Origin of the sequence: Legionella quateirensis (genome assembly GCF_001467955.1) — a bacterium.
Lineage (GTDB): Bacteria > Pseudomonadota > Gammaproteobacteria > Legionellales > Legionellaceae > Legionella > Legionella quateirensis.
On the sequence record NZ_LNYR01000048.1, the window covers coordinates 210,626 to 229,638 of the forward strand.

The following is a 19,013-nucleotide window of genomic DNA, read 5'->3' on the forward strand; positions in this document are numbered from 1 at the left end:
ATCAGATTTCGTTCATTCAAATAGTCAGATTTTAAAATTTTAAGAGACACTTCAAATTTTAGAAACTAACCTTTATCCAGGACACTTTGAATTATGACGAAGGAAGCAAATCAACAGGCAGTCGAAGAGCAAGTACTCTCAATTGTCCGTGAATTCATGACCGATCTTGATGCTGAACGCGGACGTCAGGCCGTTACCCTTGCAGCTTCTCTGGACAGAGATATTGGTATTGATAGTCTCGGTAAAGTCGAACTCTTTCGACGTATTGAAAAAGCATTTTCCTTACAACTTCCTGAACGTGCCCTGGTCGACATTGAGTCATTAAATGATCTGACACAAGTTATCATTGAATGTTGTCATACCGTGTCAAAACACAAGGTAAAACACTTTACCGCCCGGCTAGGAATTACAGATATTGATTTAACTTCGGCGAAAACATTAATCGAAGTACTGACTGCTTACGCCACAAAAGAAGCCCAAAGACCTCATCTTTTTTTACAACATGAACAAGGTGAAGAGGAAATAATCTCGTATGCGCAATTACTAAAAGAAGCGGAATATATTGCCCAAGGCTTAAATAATAAAGGAATAAAACAAGGAGATACAGTTGCGATCATGCTTCCAACCAGCGCAGAGTTCTTTTATGCATTTTGTGGCGTATTATTGTCTGGGGCTATACCCGTTCCAATTTATCCACCATTTCGTCCAGACCGTATTGAAGAATATACAAGACGAGAAGCACGGATTTTACATAATGCTGAAGTCAGAATATTAATTACCTTCTCGGAAGCAGCAACACTCAGTAAGATTTTGAGTTCTTTTGTACCAAGCCTTAAAGAAGTAACCACTTTAAATCAACTCAAAATGACCACCGGATCTATGCCCATGTTGGATTTAGATCCGCAAAGCCCGGTTTTAATTCAATACACTTCTGGGAGCACAGGCGATCCTAAAGGGGTTTTGATTAATCACAACAACATGCTCTCGAATATAAGAGCAATAGGCAAAGCAATACCGGTTCAACGTACTGACGCTGTTGTCAGCTGGCTTCCTCTGTATCATGATATGGGACTGATGAGCTGGCTTGGAGCCATGTATTTTGGAGTACCTATAACGATATTGTCGCCCCTTACGTTTTTAACACGACCGGAACGTTGGTTATGGGCACTGCATTATCACAGGGCGACTCTTTCAGGAGGTCCTAATTTTGCTTATGAGTTATGCATAAAAAAAATCAATCCGGAAGACATTGAAGGGCTGGATCTCAGTTCCTGGAGATTTGCATTTAATGGTGCAGAAGCCTTAAATCCCAAAACTATGGAGCGTTTTAGTAAAAAATTCTCGCCATATGGTTTTAAACTTGAATCTTTTGCCCCTGTTTATGGATTGGCCGAAGCTACGGTCGGTCTAACCTTTCCACTGAAGAGACGTAAACCTCTGATTGATAGAGTTCAACGTGATGTTTTTGAACAAACCAATAAAGCGATTCCTGCATCACAAAATGAGGGAGCACTTAATTTTGTAGGCTGCGGTGTGCCATTAATCAATCATGAAGTTCGGATTGTGGATGCAGACGACAATGAAGTCGAAGAACGTTCTGTTGGTTCTATTCAATTCAAAGGCCCTTCTGCAATGCAAGGCTATTTTAATAACCTTCAAGCCACTCAAAAAGCATATCATCAAGGATGGTGGGACACTGGTGATTTGGGGTATCTGGCCGATAAGGAACTGTTTATTACAGGTAGAAAGAAAGATCTCATCATCAAAGCGGGACGGAATCTGTATCCAGAAGAGATAGAAGAAATTGTAAATCTCATCCCCAATATTCGTAAAGGATGCGTAATCGCTTTTGGGGTCAACGATCAAAGCAATGGAACAGAGCAATTAATTGTAGTCGCAGAAACGAACGAGCATAAAAAGGAAACTCAAATTGCTCTTCGTGCGGCAATCATTGACAAGATGGCAATCGAGTTAGGTATAGTTCCAGATCACATTGTACTTGTTCCACCTAAAACTGTCCCTAAAACATCGAGCGGTAAATTGCAACGCTCAGCGTGTAAACAAGCATTTATTCAAGGAATTCTCGTCAAAAATAAAACATCGGCACAATGGCAAATGGGCAGGTTAATATTAATGAGTGCCTGTAAAAAAATATACAATGCGTTGTGCTTTTCAGGAAAATTGGTTTACACATTCTATCTGGGAATAATATTCCTGCTGACGCTCTTTCCTGCCTGGCTAGTGGTGTTACTGGCTTCTCATCGAATAGGCGCACGAGTAACTCATTGGGGAGCTCGAATATGGTTCAGATTGGCGATGTGCCCTATCAGCATTGAGGGAACCAGTAATTTAACAGATAAAAAACCCATGATTTTTGTATCCAATCATGCAAGCTACACCGATGCATTACTCTTGTTAGCTGTTCTGCCGCCCGGAATTGTATTTACTGCCAAAAAGGAACTCCTGAACACTCCCATAATACGAACTTTTATTAAAAATTTGCGGTATTTAACTGTAGATCGATTGGATTTTATGAAAAGCATAGAAAATAAACACCAGATCGAACAAGTCATTCTGCAAAAAAACTCTGTTGTTATTTTTCCCGAAGGCACGTTTACTTACGCAACTGGATTACGCCCCTTTAAATTAGGTGCCTTTACTCTTGCGGTTGAAACTCAAACTGACGTGTGCCCTATCGCAATTGCCGGTACCCGTATCTTTTTACGAGATGGCAGCTGTTTGCTCAAGCCTGTTGCTATTCACGTTACCATTGGAAAGCCCATAACTCCTGAAGAAAACAGTTGGGAGGAAATCATTCGTCTTCGCAACCAGGTACGTATAGTCATTGCAAGGTATTGCGGCGAACCCAATATCGATTTGGTCGTGGCAGGGGTTGAACACGATTCGAATAAATAAGCTAACCATGGAAGGTGAAACTCGAGTTTATGCAACAAATCACAATTCAGGTTAATGGGTAAGAACTTTATTCTAAAGCAGGATTTGAACGTATAAAGGAACTGGCTTTGTCATATATTTCCAAGAGTAAACCGTCTGTTTGAATTGCACTTATTTCGCCAGTGCCATCATTCAATAGCTGCAGAATTGATTTAGCATCTTCAATTTTGTTTTTTCGATCAAATTTGGATTGGTTACTGAAAAAAGAGGCGAACTGCCTAAATCCCGTAAAATTATCCTCATATTCGCGCATATAAATATAATCTTTTACAATTAAAATTAACTCTTCTTTAGAGGTAGCCAGTTGTAAATTGGCTTTTATCTCGTGTCGAGCAAGTGGTTTCTGTATGTTATGAGTATGAGCATCTCGTGCTAAAGAGAAGATTGGATCAAATGCTTCATTAATATATTGACGAGCCATTTTCTTTGATTTAAACAGTATATCGCTCTCTCCAGAGCGAGAGGATTGTTTATCCATGAGAGAAGATCCCGTTAGAACATGAGATTCGTCGACTATCACCACTTTGGCGTGAATTGAATTTTCGCTCATGTTTTGAACCAAAGTACCATCTGGTTGGCAAGCCCAACGCAAAGACAATTTCTCCCGTACTTCACTCGTTGTAGCTCTGGACAGGAGATAGTTAATGCTGTCAACGTTGGTGCCACCAGCGAAGGGTAATTTCTCTGCACTTTCTCCATGATAACGCCCAAGGAGCAGCTCAACCTGAACTCCTCGTTTAGCGCAACGTAACAGGGCATTAAGAATGTCCTTGTCATTTAAATTATTTACCATGATTTTAACGGATGATTTTGAGCTATCTAATAAAGTGAGTAAAGCACTCTTGTAGGGTGAACGATGACGAATAAAAGGGCTTGCTGATGGGGTCTTACTCAGTAAAAGACTTCTTTTTCTGTCATTTTTATGGTCATTTTGCTGATCATTGAGTTCCGGATGGGCATGAACCAGTTTTTCTTTCTTGCCAGAATGACCTAAACGTACGGTGTCATTATTCCAAAGAGATACAAATTGGCCACGAAAACCGCTAACGAGCCCGGCATCTTTACACACAGTAGCGACTTCAACCCAATTTTGTTTATCGTCCATGGAGTTTGCGAAGGTTGGGTCGCCAGTTAAAATGGCCGCGTCCTTGCCATCACATAATACCAATTTAGAGTGACTGGAGTTAAAGGCTTTATGTTCATGAAATCCAATTTGCACATCAAAATGCTCGCTGTTTAATTGAAGCAAGTAAGGAATATCAATTGGAGATTTTCGACCATCACCTTGAATTAATGAAGATAATCCGGTTTTTTTATTAATTATTATTTTAACCTTAAAGGGCCTTTGTTCCATATCAGCTTTAGCTTTTAAGTCTGCAAGCGCTTCAAGAATTTTCAAACCGGCAACAGAATCATTCTGAAACTTATAGAAACAAAGAAACACTTCCGAATTTGCAGATTTGATCAATTCAGAAATATTTGAAAACATGGCGTTTCCGCGAACATAGGGCCCGCTGATAATCTCGGAAGTTTTTTTACTGGAATAAGAAACCTCTCCAACAAGCGGATTATTGCGTGATTTCTCTCGCCGTAGCAGGTCATATATTTTACTCACTATGCTTTTATCAGGCATAATAGAACTCAACTAAACACGCTTGTGATTGGTAATAAAATACCTCTTTGTTTAATTATAATACACAATCGCGAAAATAATTCTTCTTTGGTGTGCTATTAAAGTTGCTGATGAATATCTGTTATTAATTAACTGGATGAATAGTGTGCTGATGCTTTGTTGGACTAAAGCATCCAGGAACCCGGATTTAATTGCCGACCTCAAGTTAAAGGATTTCTGTACTGCTGCAAATAGGTACGCCCCAGATGATATGAAGCATAATCAGTGATGTGCCCTTCATCTTTAAATACAGGCACGCCATTAATATCAGCCTTACACCGCCCGTTGGGACATAAAACCTTCTGTGGATCAATCAGTACCAATTGAGGGTATTTCTGTTCCATCCGCGCAAAAAGTTCATCGAACCATTGCTGATCTCTTGGAATCAGATTAAATTCACATTGTTCAGGATAATAGTGGCTTCGTCTTTTAATGTGCTCAAAAAAACATTCATGCGGATTTCTTTGCGTCGCTGCGATGGATTTAATTAATACCGGTTTGGCGCCCGAGGCAACAATAACTCGCAAGGCCTCATCCAGAGCGTTCTCAATACGCTCCTGAGTCAAAGCGTGGGAACGTTCGTCACCAACCCGGTTAATTATTTTATCCCCCAGATAGGCGTACCAATTCTCTCCAATAATGACGTAATTAAAATGATTCTCTCGAATCATAGAATAATACCGGGCAGTTTGATCATGACATACCTGATATACTCCATTTTTAATAAACATATCGAACTGAGATATTCCTGGTAATGCAAGACAGGCTATTGTTGCATGAGCAAGAACTGACACATTGGCTTCCTGAGCCATGGTATCAATAAATCGCCAGTGATGATTTGAATAAGAATCACCGATTAAAAACCCCTTTTGCTTGCTGGAGTTTTTTGCCCCCAATACACACTCACGATTTATTTCAATATTTTTTTGTTGAAGACACCGGGCTCTTTGTTCACTGGAATATTGATTTAAAGTTTCATAAACCATGGACGTTTCAGCAAATCGCTGAGGCAATCCTTCATTTATTTTGATTACATAATCGCTGATATGGATTAAGCCAACGGGTAAAGCGAACAGAAGAATTGCGCTGTATTGAAAGGCAGTTTTGTTTGCTCTGGCAGCAGGCTTTTCTATAAAACGCCAGGAAAGATAAGCAACAATAAATACGATACAAAAAGCGGATAATAAAACCAATGAGGTCTCTTCAATATTGAGATAACGAATCAAAACAAAGACGGGCCAGTGCCAAATATAGAGAGAATAAGAGAGTAATCCAATAAATACTATTGGTCTTGTAGAAAGAATCTGACTCCATACGGGTTTAGGCTCACATTGCCCCGAAGCAATCACAATTCCCGTAGCAAGACACAATATAAAGGCATAACCATTGGGAAATCCCAAACTAATGTCCTGACGCATTGCTATATAGAATAATGTGAGAATAGCTGCAGTACTCACGACATTAATGAAATATTTATTCAATGACCAACGATGCTGACTCAAGGCAACACAGGCACCAATTAAAAATTCAAATATACGACTCACCAATTGATAATAGGTTTTCATTGGGGCATGTGATGAATAATATAATGATAAGACAAAAAATAATAACGTAAGAATATATACAGATCGTACTATCTGGCGTGGGCCACAAATTTTATGCAAAAGAACAATTACAATAGGCAGGATTAAATAACATTGCCATTCAATGGATAAAGACCAGGTATGCAACAAAGGTAATTGATTACTATCGGGTGAAAAGTAACCAGTAGTTACCTTTTCAAAAAATAAATTGGATAGAAAAACAGAGGTTTTACGTGCGCTTTTCCCAAAGTTAATTAAATCATCAGGTAAATAAAACAGCAAAGTCATTAGTAAACTGACTGCAATCAAACAAATAAAAACGGGCTGTAAACGCCATAACCTTCGATTATAAAATGAAATAAAGGAGAACTTATTATTCTGTAAGGAATCATGAATTATGCTGGTTATCAAAAACCCTGAAATCACAAAGAATACATCAACGCCGACGAAACCAGAAGGAAACAGGCTCAGGCCACTATGAAAAAATAAAACAAATATAATGGCAATTGCCCTTAACCCATCTACATCTGGACGATATTTCACTAGGAGTCTTCACTTATATTAATTACATGATTTATATCATAAATTGTTATTTTTTGAAGAGAATTTTCAATAATGGTTTAATTTCCTGAATAACCTATCAACATTAATACTCTCTCACTTCAATCAATTTTTTTTGTCATAGAAACACTCATTTCAACTTATAGTACAGGAAAATTGGCGTGGACTATCCTGCTCAGTGCTCCAGGAAGAACCCGGTGCAATATAACTGAATATATGACTGCACAACTCATCCGGCAAACCCTTTTCTCTTATCAGGTTGGAAATAGTCGTTCTGTATTCAAGTATTTCTTTAAAATCGACCAATAATAACACATATTTTTTAAGATCTTGAGTTGCTCTAATGATAACTTGACCATTGGTACATACCTCAATCTGCTGAGGGTAATACCCTTGCAACTGAACGATTTTCATTGTTTTCAATCTCATATTGAATAAAAATAAATTAACATGAGATGCCAAAATCACTAAATGTTCACTGTCCGGTAAAGGAAATACACCATTAGTCCAAAATCCATTAGTAAACAACTTATCCGAACATTGGATGTCTCTCCAGCTCCATCTCTCAATACACTCTGTGCCTTTCCAGATCTGAAAATCAAGTCCAGAAGCATGATAAGTCAGTACATTACCATCAGGTAACCCTACAAAGGCACTTAATGAGCTACTGGAATTATTGTGCTGCTTTGTTGGATTGATGACCCCTATCACCCTAAAATCCAGATGTTCATTACTGATTTTTTTAAACAAAATAACTTTAAAATAATCAGAATTATCCCCTGTTACAGAACAAGCAAAATGGCCATTAGCCAGTTTAACCAATGGCCCTACCTGATAGGAAGGATGATCCATGGGAATAGGGACACTAACAATACTATCAAAAATCATGGACTGTAAATCATGCATTACTATATGAAATGCGCCTTCTTCCTGATTCATTGTGTTCTCGGTTTTAACTGCTGTAACCGCTTTAAATTCCACCAAACCAAGCAATTGAGGATTAATACACAATTGGTGAGTCAATTGGTTCGCAATTTCAAAATTCCTGGTTTCCAGAATCAATAAATCATCCGAATTTAAATTTTTTAATATCAGGTGAGTATTTGCTAAATGTCCAATAAATCTATACGGTTTATCCAGGACTTTGCACATTTTTGTCCGATTGGTATCAAGGTCAAACAAGTACAATTGCGTTTGCTTTTTATCCTCATCAATGTCAATAAACAACAGACCATTAGTAGAAAAACAATGCATGGAACATAAGTGATTAATTTTATGAAATTCTGTAATTACTTGAATAACAGGTCTGGTAGAAGTGCATCTTTTAAAAAACATGGAAATTAATATCAAACAATAAAATCAACTATTTTTGCACACAATTACTCCTTGAAACACCAATTTAACTCATTAAACTCATAAATTAAATTACATGACAAATAAACAAGCTTCATATGAACCCTTAATCTGCTTTATTTACTCCGGAAATACCCTGTTTCAAACTTTGTTTTTTAATGCCTCATGACCTGCTTTAGCCAAGGACTGATGAATTGAATTGAAAATAAAGCGAGTAAAAAGAATGTATTAAACCAAATGTAAATAAATTAATTTATTTGCGCCTTGTTTACACACATTTGAAAAAATTAGCACTATACTTATTTTGTAGTAAAAAAATTAAAAAACTAAGGAGGATGCCATGAATACACATTCTATGTGCTTTTCAGGCGTAGTACGTACAGGTCTTATGGTTGGTTTGTTGTTTTTAGCTGTGGGTTTTTCTTCCATTGCCAATGCAGCTCAAGGTTGTGGCTATGGATATCATAGAGCAATTTACAATGGAACCTGTGTGTTAAATCATCCAGGTGCATTCGCAACTCCTGCACCAGCTCATCCAGGATGCTGGAGAAATGCATGGGGTGCTTTGCGTTGTTATTAATACGCATTAGATAATTTTAACGTCAGGCTTTTTTTCTACTGTTATGAACTATATCAAGTGAATTAAAGACCTGACGTTGACTATTCTCAGTGAAAAACCTCGGATCAAGTCCATCAAGTTGTAAGATTTCTGTAAAAATCCAGACTACAATGTGCAAACACTTCACACATGTGTTTAAATAATATACTTTTTAAACACCTTCAATTGAACATTGAAATGAACATTGTATGGAGAATTGACACATGAATTATGTAAAATATCTCAGTTTAGGGTTATTACTTGGTATAACGCTTGACGCAAATGCCTATTATACTCAACAAGGTCAAATTTATGACAATGAAGGCAATAAAGTCATAATAAATGGTATATCCTGGTCCGGCTTTCAAGATACTAACGTATTTCAGGGCCTGCAAAACAATCCTTTTTACAGCATGACTACAGATTCCAATTCAATACGCGCAGGTATGATGGATTTATTAGTACACCCCGGGAATTATGCTGATTCAGGAGTAGACCAACAAAACGCAGTTCAATTTAAAACCGTTCGATTACCTATTCAACCGGGCGTTCTTTATGACGATCACTCTGAAGTAGATTTAAATAAAGCGCTTTCAAATAAAGGAAAACCAGAATCAGGAAATGGTTTATTCTGTAAATCCTGGCAAGGAAGTGGTAATGCGTGTGAAAAAGCTGTAAGTCCAAAGGAAGCATTCTGGATCGTGCTTGAAGAAATGAAAAAAAACAACGTTAAAGTAATGATAGATATGCACCACCGCTATGGATATGGTGATGGTATGCGTGACGGAACGGTTTATGATATGAATGAGTATGCCAAAGATTTAACACTTCTGGCCAACGAGATCAAACAACGTGGTCTGGATAATGTAATCGGTATTGATGTATTTAATGAGCCCTACCAGCTCAACTGGTTCAAGGGTAAAAATAATCAAGTCGCATGGACACAGGTTATTGCTACCGCGGCAAAAACAATTCATCAAACCAACCCCGATCTTTTATTATTTGTTGAAGGTTCAGGTGGTGGTAACGATGATCAGGATAATCCGGTAATTTGTATTGCCAAAAATGAGGTTCCAAGCTCCTCCAATGGCTTTGATCATTGGAATGATCCGGGTAATTGTGGTGATGCTCAGGAAGTAGTCTCTTTCAAAGGGAACTGGGGTGAAGATTTTAAGCCACTGCTCAATAAAGAATTAGCAAAAAAAGGAATGGCTCAGTTTGATTCCGATAAATTCACTAATGAATTATATAAGCAAGTTCCAGATCTGAACGCCAATACTGTAGATTGGTTATTGGGTGATGACAAGGCCGGTACGAATGGTCATGTGGTTTTTTCACCTCATGTATACCCCAAAGAAGTTGCTGGTTGGGAAACAGAACCTGGAATTGCGAGTACTCTACGCTTTGACTGGAGCTGGGGCTTCTTGCACAAAGCAGGATTCCCTATCGTATTAGGCGAAGCATCCTGGAAATCCGATGCGGGAAAAAGCTTCTTCACCCAATCTTTAATGCCTTATCTGGCAGAAAGCGGGATCGGAACTAATAATGTCTATTTTTGGGCAATAGGTTATCTGGGCGATACCGTTAGCGCTATTAATCCTAATTCAGGAACTTTGGATTTGGATGTACAACAGACTTTGAAACCCTATTTTAATTAAATCGTAATAACATGTCGTCTTTACGAATCAAAAGTAGCCCGGATGAAACATAGCAAAATCCGGGAAGCCTATGCGCAGCATGGTACCGCTTTAAACGGTGCCCGCTTCGCGCGACTTCCCGGATTACGCGCTTCGCACTTCATCCAGGCTACTTTAAATACAGAAATTCCTTAGCATGACGGCTATGAGCCGAGACCCAACCTACTTTCTTATCCGAAATGATAGTTAACCCCAACCCTCAATACATTTCCTGTAAATTCAGCTTTGGATTTTACTGAAGCCGCAGCAAAAGCAACAGGGGGATTAAGCGCTAAATTTTGAGTAAGGGTCAAATAACTGTGCATAGGGCCTAAATTATAATAGATATATTCTGCTTTAACACTCCAAGAGGGAGTTACTAGCCACTCTGCGCCACCGCCGCCAGCCCAGCCCCCTAAAACATCATGTGTCGAAGCATAACCAGACATCGGTGAAAAAGTAGCTCGCGTATTCGTGACGGTATAAGTTGTATTCAATGTCGCGCCACCATAAGCAAATGCGCCTGCTCCATAAACCAATACATTGGGATTTAATAAATACCCCAAACGACCTTTAACAAGTCCAAGGTAATCCAGTTTTTTGGTAAGGGAGATATTGGCAATATGGGTAACTCCTGCCATTAAAGGGGTTGTTGCTGTACTAATGAAATTGGTGGTACTGGTCGTTGGAGCTACTGCATCCAGATCCGCATCAATTCCAATAACCAGTTTATCTAAAATTTGAGCATTGTACCCAATTTGCCCTCCGCCTATAAAACTATCTAATGTATTATCAATCTCATGAGACCCAAGGTAAGCCAGAGATTCGGACATTGATCTGGAGAATGGATAAAAATCAGGATTGGCATAGGCAGGAATTCCGAAATTCCTGATTAGATTATTAGCGGACCATAAGTATCCCGCATTCGCACCAATATAAAAACCCGTCCAGCCAGTAGGTTCTTCAAATACAGCTCCTGCAGTCCCCGCAAAAGAATGTGTTCCATACAACGCCAAAGATAAAGAAAGAATAGTCCATGTTTTTTTCATTAATAATGTTCCAATCAAATTAAAATGGTTAGGTAGTGTACGTTATTGTGTTCTCTGTCCAGAGAGTGTTCATTACCGATCAAAATTGTGAGTTAATTAAATGACAGTTGAGTCTAAAATATAAAATAATTTAGATCAATCAGATATATATCATACGGGCTTATGAGTATAGAGAAATTATCCTATCCTCCTTAAGAAGTATGCGTTAATATTATTTTCTTCTCATTAATAAGCTTACAAGCGGCATCAACAACCTGCGCATCATATTGAACACCTCTACCGCGCTTTATTTCAGCGACTGCCACATCTACTCCCAAAGAAGGTCTATATGGTCTGTATGAGGACATGGCCTCCAAAACGTCAGCAACGGAAATAACAAGTGTTTCAGGAAGAATTTCGTTCCCTTTTAAACCACGAGGATAGCCACTTCCATCCAGTCTTTCATGATGTTGTAATATAACCTCGGCAACCGGGATGTTAAAATGGATGTCTTTTAAAATATTATAACCGGCCTCAGCATGACCTTTGATTAATTCCATTTCCAGATCAGTCAACTTGCTGGGTTTGGACAGTATCTCAGCAGGAATTGAAATCTTGCCAACATCATGAACCAAACCAATAAGCTCAAGAGAAACACAACGGTCAACGGACCAGCCCAGCTCCTCACCAATTGCCTTGGCAATTAATCCCACCCTGCGCTCGTGACCTGCAGTATATGGATCACGCATCTCAACCATATTGGATACTGCTGTAAACGTTCCTTTAATTGCTTGTTCCAATTGTGTGATGTAATGACTAATTTGCTCTTTTGCATTTTCAATTTCAGTAATATCCTGCACTAACGCGAGATATTCAATCTTACCCTCCCAGCTTATTACTGTTGCGTCAGATCTTAAGGTAATATACACCCCATCCTTTCTCTTGAAAGGAAACTGATAAGAAATACTTGATTTACCCTGATATAAGTCGCTCCATTGACTTTGTATGTACTTTTTGGTCGACTCCTCTTCGATTAAATCCAATAAATTTTGTTGCAACAAATCCTCTTTACTCCAGCCTGTAATGGTACAGAACTTTGGATTAACGTATAAAAATCTGCTTTTATCCCGCACATAAACACCAACACCCGTCTGATCGATAATGGCTTGAAAATGCTGTTCACTTTCCTTAAACCGAACTTCAGCGTTGGCAGCTTTCTGCTTAGACAGTATTTGTTTTAAAGCACCAATTAACTGGGATGCCACAGAATCCAGAAGCGCTAGCTCATCTGGAAGAAAAATATTCTCAGAAACAGGCGGCGGAACAGAGTAATATACCAGGATTTTACCCACGTATTCTTTATCAATAAATAATTCCTTATTTATTGATAAAGCAGTCTTATCTGCGTCAGCATCAGAATAATAATCTCCCCATTTACTTTCTATTTTCGAGACAATCAAATCAGGAAATTGAAACGCTTTAGGGATCTCCACTACTGACTCCATCAAAAGCTCCTCAATAGTTTTATCTCCCATGGAGCCTATTAATTTCGATATAGTGTAAAGACAGCCTATTTCTTTAAGCCGTTCCTTTAAAGCAGATAATAATGTGCTGTGTTCTATTTCAAGTTGTTTGCGATCGGTGATATTTCGAATCATCTGCACCCATGAGTTTGGAAACATATCTGAACTTATAGGAGCAAGACTGCATTCCAGCCATAACCCTTCAATCTCCAGCTCTATCATAAATCGGTCTTTTCTTATTGGAAGCTGAGAACATATTGGGCACTGTTCCAGGCCAATCCTCTTGTCATGAAATACACTATGACTTGATAATCCAACCAGCTGCTCGGCTTTTAAATGACTAAAATGAGCTGCGGCACTATTAGCCTGACTAACACGAGTATCCGACTGAACAATCAAAGTCGGATCAGGAATGTTATCATAAGTACTGGCTGCTCGAGCCAGCATGCTAAACGGCTCGCGTAAAGTTGACACCACCAGAGCTACATAGATAAACCAATATGAAAATAACTTAAGCAAATGAGCAATTATGTTTTCCAAGCCAAATAAATCGGTATAGTGAGACAGGATGATATCAGAGAACATCATGGCAATGATTGACATAGTCAAATAATACAATAAGTTTCGCGACATCATTCTCTTGTTATGCCATAACAAGATCAACGCGATGAATAGAATAGATGCAACTCCCCATTCACTGATAACCTTGAACCAGGTTAGCCCATAATCTTCAATGTAGGTTTGTGGAAAAAAACCAGTAAACACAGCAATGAGAATGCAGCTTATTACAAAGGCATAAAGAAGATTAATGCTCCAGAGTTTAAGTGAGTGTCTAAAAAAATATGGGGCTATGAGAAATGAAAAAGCTTGTAAGAAACGAGCAGATATCCACAATTGAGTACTTTCGTTCCCACCCCCTCCAGGAATTAAATTCATTCCTTTGTATACGAGAATGTGTGTTAAATCCAGACCGGCGCACCAGCCAGCAGCAATCGAAATGAATACTATAAATTGATTGTTAGTAAATTGAGTGGTTGTAGTAGCTACCGTCATTGCGGTAAACCCAATAAATACTGAAAAGATTTCCACTACCGTATGAAAAACATTAAAACTAGTATAATAATAAATAAGAAGACAAAATAACGACAATAATACTGGCGGGATGAACACGCGATAGAGTGTTGTATGCTCAATACTTTGAGGAATATCTGTTCTCAGACTATCCATAAAGTCCTCTGCTCATGTCCCTCAATTGACCTAATGCAGGATAAAGCTTGGCTTAATCCTGCACGGAAGTTACCATTACATCTGTAAATTATAGTTCAATTAACCCCAAAAAATGGAACACCCGATTTATAATGGGACAAGAAGAAAATCAGTATCCCGAATCAATTAAATCGCAAATCCAGTCGATCCGATCCCCCCTGCTTTTCTCTGTACGCCAGGATTAAAAAGCCAATAATTCCTAAAGCCAGAGTAACAGGAATGATCCCTATGCCGTATGAAAAAGCACGAGCAACCTGCGTTCCTCCATTGGAATTAATGACGTACCCAATGACTGAGTGAAAACCATAACCAAAACTCATGATGATCATATTGGCAACAGCAGTAGTAAGACCCGCCAGGTTGTCAGGCACGTACGTAGAAGCTTTATAAATTGCCAATATCTGATAAGCGCAACACATACCCACCAGGATAAAACTCACTGAAATGGTGGTTACCGTTAATACCCCCATCACAAGAGCACTGAATGTCAGACACATTACTGCACCCGCGGCGATAATCGTACCCAAGTAATAACCTGATTTTTCTGCGATCAAGCTTAACAGAGGAGAACCGAAACACATCCCTATAAAAATCATGGAAGGAAGATAGTTCGCTGTGGATACATCAAAACCATAAGCCTGTTTCAAAAAACCTGAACCCCATACATCTGAAAAACCTTCAAGAGGTCCAAGCATCAAACCAGAAAAACAACACAACAGAATCACCTTACTGTTGGTAAAGACGGCTTTTATATCGGCTATAACTGAATCTGGATGAGTCGCTTCAACATCCGGAACAATAAAAAAAGTAATACATGCTAAAACAAGCCCAAGAATAACAAACAGCTCCACTACCATCTGATAACCCAGAGTATTGCACAAATAACTCACGGGGCCTCCTCCATAAACCGCACCGATAAGTCCTATCATCACCGAAAGACTCAACATGCGCGGAAAGTGCTGTTCCTTAAAGGTCATACGTATTATTTTAAATGTTCCCAGAATAGCAGCAGAAGAACCAATACCGATTAATGCTCGCCCCATCAATGGATAGATCCAATGTTCTGCAAATAAGATAGGAAGTAATCCAATAACAGTCAGTAAGATGCAAACAGACATTACTTTCCGGGGACCAAAGCGATCAAGCATAATGCCTATGGGTAAATGCATCAATGAATAACCTAAATAATAAACTCCTGAAAACTGACCAAATACAGCCGCATCGATATGAAACTGTGTTGTGATATCACCCATCATAATGCTTGGCATTACTCTTAGAACGTATTGATAGGCATAAAATATGGATACAATAATCCATACAAACCAGGCAAGAATTCGTGAATTTGACATAGTTCCTCTCAAGAAAAGCAATTAATGTGAGCATCGTGACCAAACAACTGGCATCAATTGATTCTAACTGATTTCTCTTGAAATTAAATTGCAAATTGTGACTTTTTATGCCTAATTTTGAATTTTTATTGCACTTAAATGGAAATTATTGATTGCAAATTCTACAATATAAACTGTATACCCTATTTTTATTGAAAAAGGTCATTCTAATGGATCGTACAGATAAAAAAATTTTGGAACTATTACAAACTAATTCGCAGATCAGCAATCAAGAATTAGCAGATTTGGTAGCACTATCTCCGTCTTCCTGTCTTCGCCGTGTTAAATTATTAGAAGCTAATGGTTATATAAAAAAACAGGTCGCTCTCCTCGAGCCAGCACAATTAGGCTTGCACTTAACCGTCATCGTGCTTGTAGGATTAAATAGTCATCAACCGGTAATAATGAATGCCTTTGAAGAAACCGTTCGCTTTCTTCCTGAAGTCATACAGTGTTACCTCATTACGGGTCAATCAGCAGATTATCTATTAAAAATCATTGTACCTGATTTACAGGCATATCAATCGTTCTTGCTTGGGAAACTATCCGCAATTAACGGGGTTGACACGGTTCACTCCAGTTTTATATTACGAACAATCAATGACACTACCGCCCTTCCCCTGGATTATCTTGATAAAGGAATGGTTTAATTCACGGTCCATAGCGAAATAAACAACCAGCCCCCCCTTCAATTCATCTCGACATATCAAATACTAATTATCAGTATTTGAATTTTTATGCGTTCTTTAAGTAATCCATAAGGTTACTCCAGTACAATAGAACGTTCTTTTAAACGGTGTAACCTAAATTAAGTTATTTAATAACAAAATTAATCTGGAATAACCATGTATAAGCCAATAATCCACACATCAAAAATAGATAAAACCTATCCTGCAACTACAGTTCAGTATTCAGTGATTAATAAAATACATCCTATTGATTTTAAAGGTATTATTGGTATTTATGTATGCAATTCACAACTTTCTATTTACATTGAAACAAAAAATAAGATAAACGCTTATAAAATTAATCCGGATAAAAATAAAGTAGGCCAATGGGATACAGACATACTCCATCGCAACTCCGATACTGCAGATAAATTTGAATTGTTAAGAGAAACTTCAGAATATTACACAGAACTTATTGAACCACTAATCAACCTGGAACTCTTTAAAGAAATCATGAACCAGGAGACTCTGGTAGGCTTCAGTACCTTAAAAGATATAAATGACACCATTCAATTAGCCTTGTCTGTTCTCAATACTCACATCACTTTTGACTCTAAAATATTAATACAAAAATCTTTATGCCAGTAGTGCTCATTTTATTAACGGCTCTACTGATAAATTGACTGTATTAATGTTTTCTTAATATAGCTTGTCTATAATAAAAACAACTTAAATTTTTGACGAACATAATGGCGGTGCAAAATGACTCACTCTAAAATTGAAAAACCTGGAATTGATATTTATACATGTCCTCAACCAGATATAACCAATGCAACTGAAATCTCCATAGGAGACCTGCATGCAAATGCTATGTTGATGATGTATTTTCTGGTTACCAATGGCGTTGTTAAAATAAGTGACGAAAAATACGCTCAATTAAAAGACATCTATCTGAAATCACCACTGAACAAATCAGATATTGAAGTGTTTAACAAAATTATCGATGAATTAGAAATAGGTGAAAAACCACTAATCCGCCTTATTGGGGATGAAATCTGCGACCGCGGTCAAAACGACTATTTTATTTTTAAAATTCTTGACAAACTCACCAAATCGGGTGTTCAAACTGAAATACTGCTTTCAAATCATGGCATTGAATTTATGATTCCTTATGAACAAAAGAAATTTGAGGAATTATACGCGCCAAATATTGGTTTTTTGGGTCAATCCAGATCCATGGATAACATGAGAACTCTCGTTGAAAATGGCGTTATTACTAAAGATGAAGTAGATACACTAGTCAAAGAAAGTTATTTACCTAACTTAAAATTAATTTCCTATACGCTTGATGGCAATAACATTACGATTTACAGTCATGCAGGCATAGGATTAGAAACCATTCGCTCCCTGGCGGAAAAATTTAAGGCTGATGGTGTCGTTTATAAAGACGATACCGCTGAAGATTTAGCGAGAACCATAGAAGCGATTAATTCAGTCTTTGACAAGCACGTCAAAGCAGGTACGGTTCATACTCTGACAGTGAATATTTCCAACTCTTATGATTATCAAAATGATCCTGTTACCTTTTTGATCTGGAACCGTGGATATTTTAATTTAAGCAGGGAACAAGCACATAACGGTTATCAAATGTTTTATGCTCATGGACATGACTCCGGTGATCTTACGAAAAATAACATCATTAACCTGGATAATACCTTGGGTAAAGGAGCAACCGCTAATTTGGGAACTTATAGGGTACTAGGAGTTCAGGGCGGTCCCGTAGCGCAACTTAAAGCACATGCTGAAGAAAAAATTGATATTGGAGCTAAGTCTAATAAAGAAGAGCAGCCATTCGAAGTTCCTGTCAAGTCACCTGGACTGGATGTACGCATAGAGCCGGGCGTTCCAGAACAATCCATTGTGGATCAAAATAAGTCCAAACCCCAGCGAGCGCCTCAAGATTTGGTAAGTCCTTTTCACAGTGAATTGTCTAAACTTGAAGCCAAGGCCAAGCTCTTGCTAAAAGATGGTCACAAGGATGCTTATGCTAGTGCAATGAATATACATACCACATTTACCCAAGCGTTTAAACAATTGCAAAAGGATGGGGATCAACAGACCTTTAATACGACATGTACTGATGTACTCGCAAAAGAACGTCCTCAATTAGAGAAGCATAGAGGTTGGTCTGAGTTCTTAATCAATTTGGCAATCGCCATACCGACTGTTGGTATAGGATTACTGGTCAAAGGAGCGATTAATCTGTCACAGAATAAATCATTCTTTTTTGTACATCAAACAGAATCATCCAAAATTGTGGACGAAATTCAGGATAAACTGGATCAGGGACCAGCCAATAAAATTTAAGGTTGAGCACAGATAGGGATCATATAATTTATCAAAACTTGTACGTTTAGCCATCCTGAACGAAATGAAGGATGGCGTTACACCCCACAACAACGTCATCCCGAATGCAATGAAGGATCTCCTGAATGTGGCACTCTGCCTGCATTGGGAGTTCCTTCACTGCGTTCAGGATGACGATACTCTTGAAATATAAAACGCCACGTCATCCCGAATGTAATGAGGGACCACCTGAATGTGGCACTGTGCCTCGAATTGGAGATCCTTCACTGCGTTCAGGATGACGATATTCTTGGAATAGAAAACATCACGTCATCCCCAATGTAATGAGGGATCTCCTGAATGTGGCACTGTGCCTGCATTCGGAGATCCTTCACT

13 protein-coding genes are annotated in these 19,013 nt (G+C 38.3%); 7 read left to right on the top strand and 6 right to left on the bottom strand.

Annotated features, from left to right (window positions below; all coding sequences use genetic code 11):
* The first annotated feature begins 93 nt into the window (after positions 1–93).
* On the top strand, positions 94–2,916 hold the full coding sequence (locus tag Lqua_RS16565) for an AMP-binding protein (protein WP_083501375.1): 2,823 nt from the start codon (positions 94–96) through the stop codon (positions 2,914–2,916).
* Between the two features lie 67 nt (positions 2,917–2,983).
* On the opposite strand, the gene Lqua_RS16570 is transcribed toward Lqua_RS16565, so the two are convergent.
* The 3 genes from Lqua_RS16570 to Lqua_RS16580 all read right to left on the bottom strand — a co-directional run bounded on the left by Lqua_RS16570 (position 2,984) and on the right by Lqua_RS16580 (position 8,106).
* Positions 2,984–4,588, bottom strand: coding sequence for a phospholipase D-like domain-containing protein (locus Lqua_RS16570; RefSeq protein WP_058475393.1), 1,605 nt, complete (start codon positions 4,586–4,588; stop codon positions 2,984–2,986).
* A gap of 200 nt (positions 4,589–4,788) precedes the next feature.
* Entirely contained in the window at positions 4,789–6,753 is a 1,965-nt protein-coding gene (locus tag Lqua_RS16575; RefSeq protein WP_058475394.1) for an acyltransferase family protein, read from the bottom strand.
* 153 nt (positions 6,754–6,906) lie between these two features.
* Complete coding sequence (locus tag Lqua_RS16580; RefSeq protein WP_133141106.1) at positions 6,907–8,106, bottom strand: hypothetical protein; 1,200 nt, start codon at positions 8,104–8,106, stop codon at positions 6,907–6,909.
* A 358-nt stretch (positions 8,107–8,464) separates the two neighbouring features.
* On the opposite strand from Lqua_RS16580, the gene Lqua_RS16585 reads away from it, so the two are divergent.
* From Lqua_RS16585 to Lqua_RS18910, 3 genes are all read left to right on the top strand, one after another.
* Positions 8,465–8,704, top strand: coding sequence for a GCG_CRPN prefix-to-repeats domain-containing protein (locus Lqua_RS16585; protein ID WP_058475396.1), 240 nt, complete (start codon positions 8,465–8,467; stop codon positions 8,702–8,704).
* A 242-nt stretch (positions 8,705–8,946) separates the two neighbouring features.
* Positions 8,947–10,380 (top strand): cellulase family glycosylhydrolase, encoded by a 1,434-nt coding sequence (locus Lqua_RS16590; protein ID WP_058475397.1) that lies wholly within the window; start codon positions 8,947–8,949, stop codon positions 10,378–10,380.
* A gap of 42 nt (positions 10,381–10,422) precedes the next feature.
* Positions 10,423–10,554, top strand: coding sequence for a hypothetical protein (locus Lqua_RS18910; protein WP_274519364.1), 132 nt, complete (start codon positions 10,423–10,425; stop codon positions 10,552–10,554).
* A gap of 35 nt (positions 10,555–10,589) precedes the next feature.
* Here the strand turns inward: Lqua_RS18910 and Lqua_RS16595 are convergent, their stop codons facing one another.
* From Lqua_RS16595 to Lqua_RS16605, 3 genes are all read right to left on the bottom strand, one after another.
* Positions 10,590–11,447 carry an outer membrane protein gene (locus Lqua_RS16595; protein ID WP_058475398.1) on the bottom strand — a complete coding sequence of 286 codons (858 nt, stop codon included), beginning with the start codon at positions 11,445–11,447 and terminating at the stop codon, positions 10,590–10,592.
* Positions 11,448–11,638: 191 nt separating this feature from the next.
* Positions 11,639–14,176, bottom strand: coding sequence for an MASE3 domain-containing protein (locus Lqua_RS18055; RefSeq protein ID WP_058475399.1), 2,538 nt, complete (start codon positions 14,174–14,176; stop codon positions 11,639–11,641).
* A 161-nt stretch (positions 14,177–14,337) separates the two neighbouring features.
* Positions 14,338–15,564 (bottom strand): MFS transporter, encoded by a 1,227-nt coding sequence (locus tag Lqua_RS16605; RefSeq protein ID WP_058475400.1) that lies wholly within the window; start codon positions 15,562–15,564, stop codon positions 14,338–14,340.
* A 203-nt stretch (positions 15,565–15,767) separates the two neighbouring features.
* Here Lqua_RS16605 and Lqua_RS16610 point away from each other — a divergent pair, with 203 nt between their 5' ends.
* The 3 genes from Lqua_RS16610 to wip all read left to right on the top strand — a co-directional run bounded on the left by Lqua_RS16610 (position 15,768) and on the right by wip (position 18,638).
* On the top strand, positions 15,768–16,253 hold the full coding sequence (locus Lqua_RS16610; RefSeq protein WP_115148835.1) for an Lrp/AsnC family transcriptional regulator: 486 nt from the start codon (positions 15,768–15,770) through the stop codon (positions 16,251–16,253).
* Positions 16,254–16,448: 195 nt separating this feature from the next.
* Positions 16,449–16,919, top strand: a complete 471-nt coding sequence (locus tag Lqua_RS16615; protein WP_058475402.1) for a hypothetical protein — start codon at positions 16,449–16,451, stop codon at positions 16,917–16,919.
* Between the two features lie 114 nt (positions 16,920–17,033).
* Positions 17,034–18,638, top strand: a complete 1,605-nt coding sequence (wip, locus tag Lqua_RS16620; protein WP_058475403.1) for a Dot/Icm T4SS effector Wip — start codon at positions 17,034–17,036, stop codon at positions 18,636–18,638.
* Positions 18,639–19,013 lie beyond the last annotated feature (375 nt).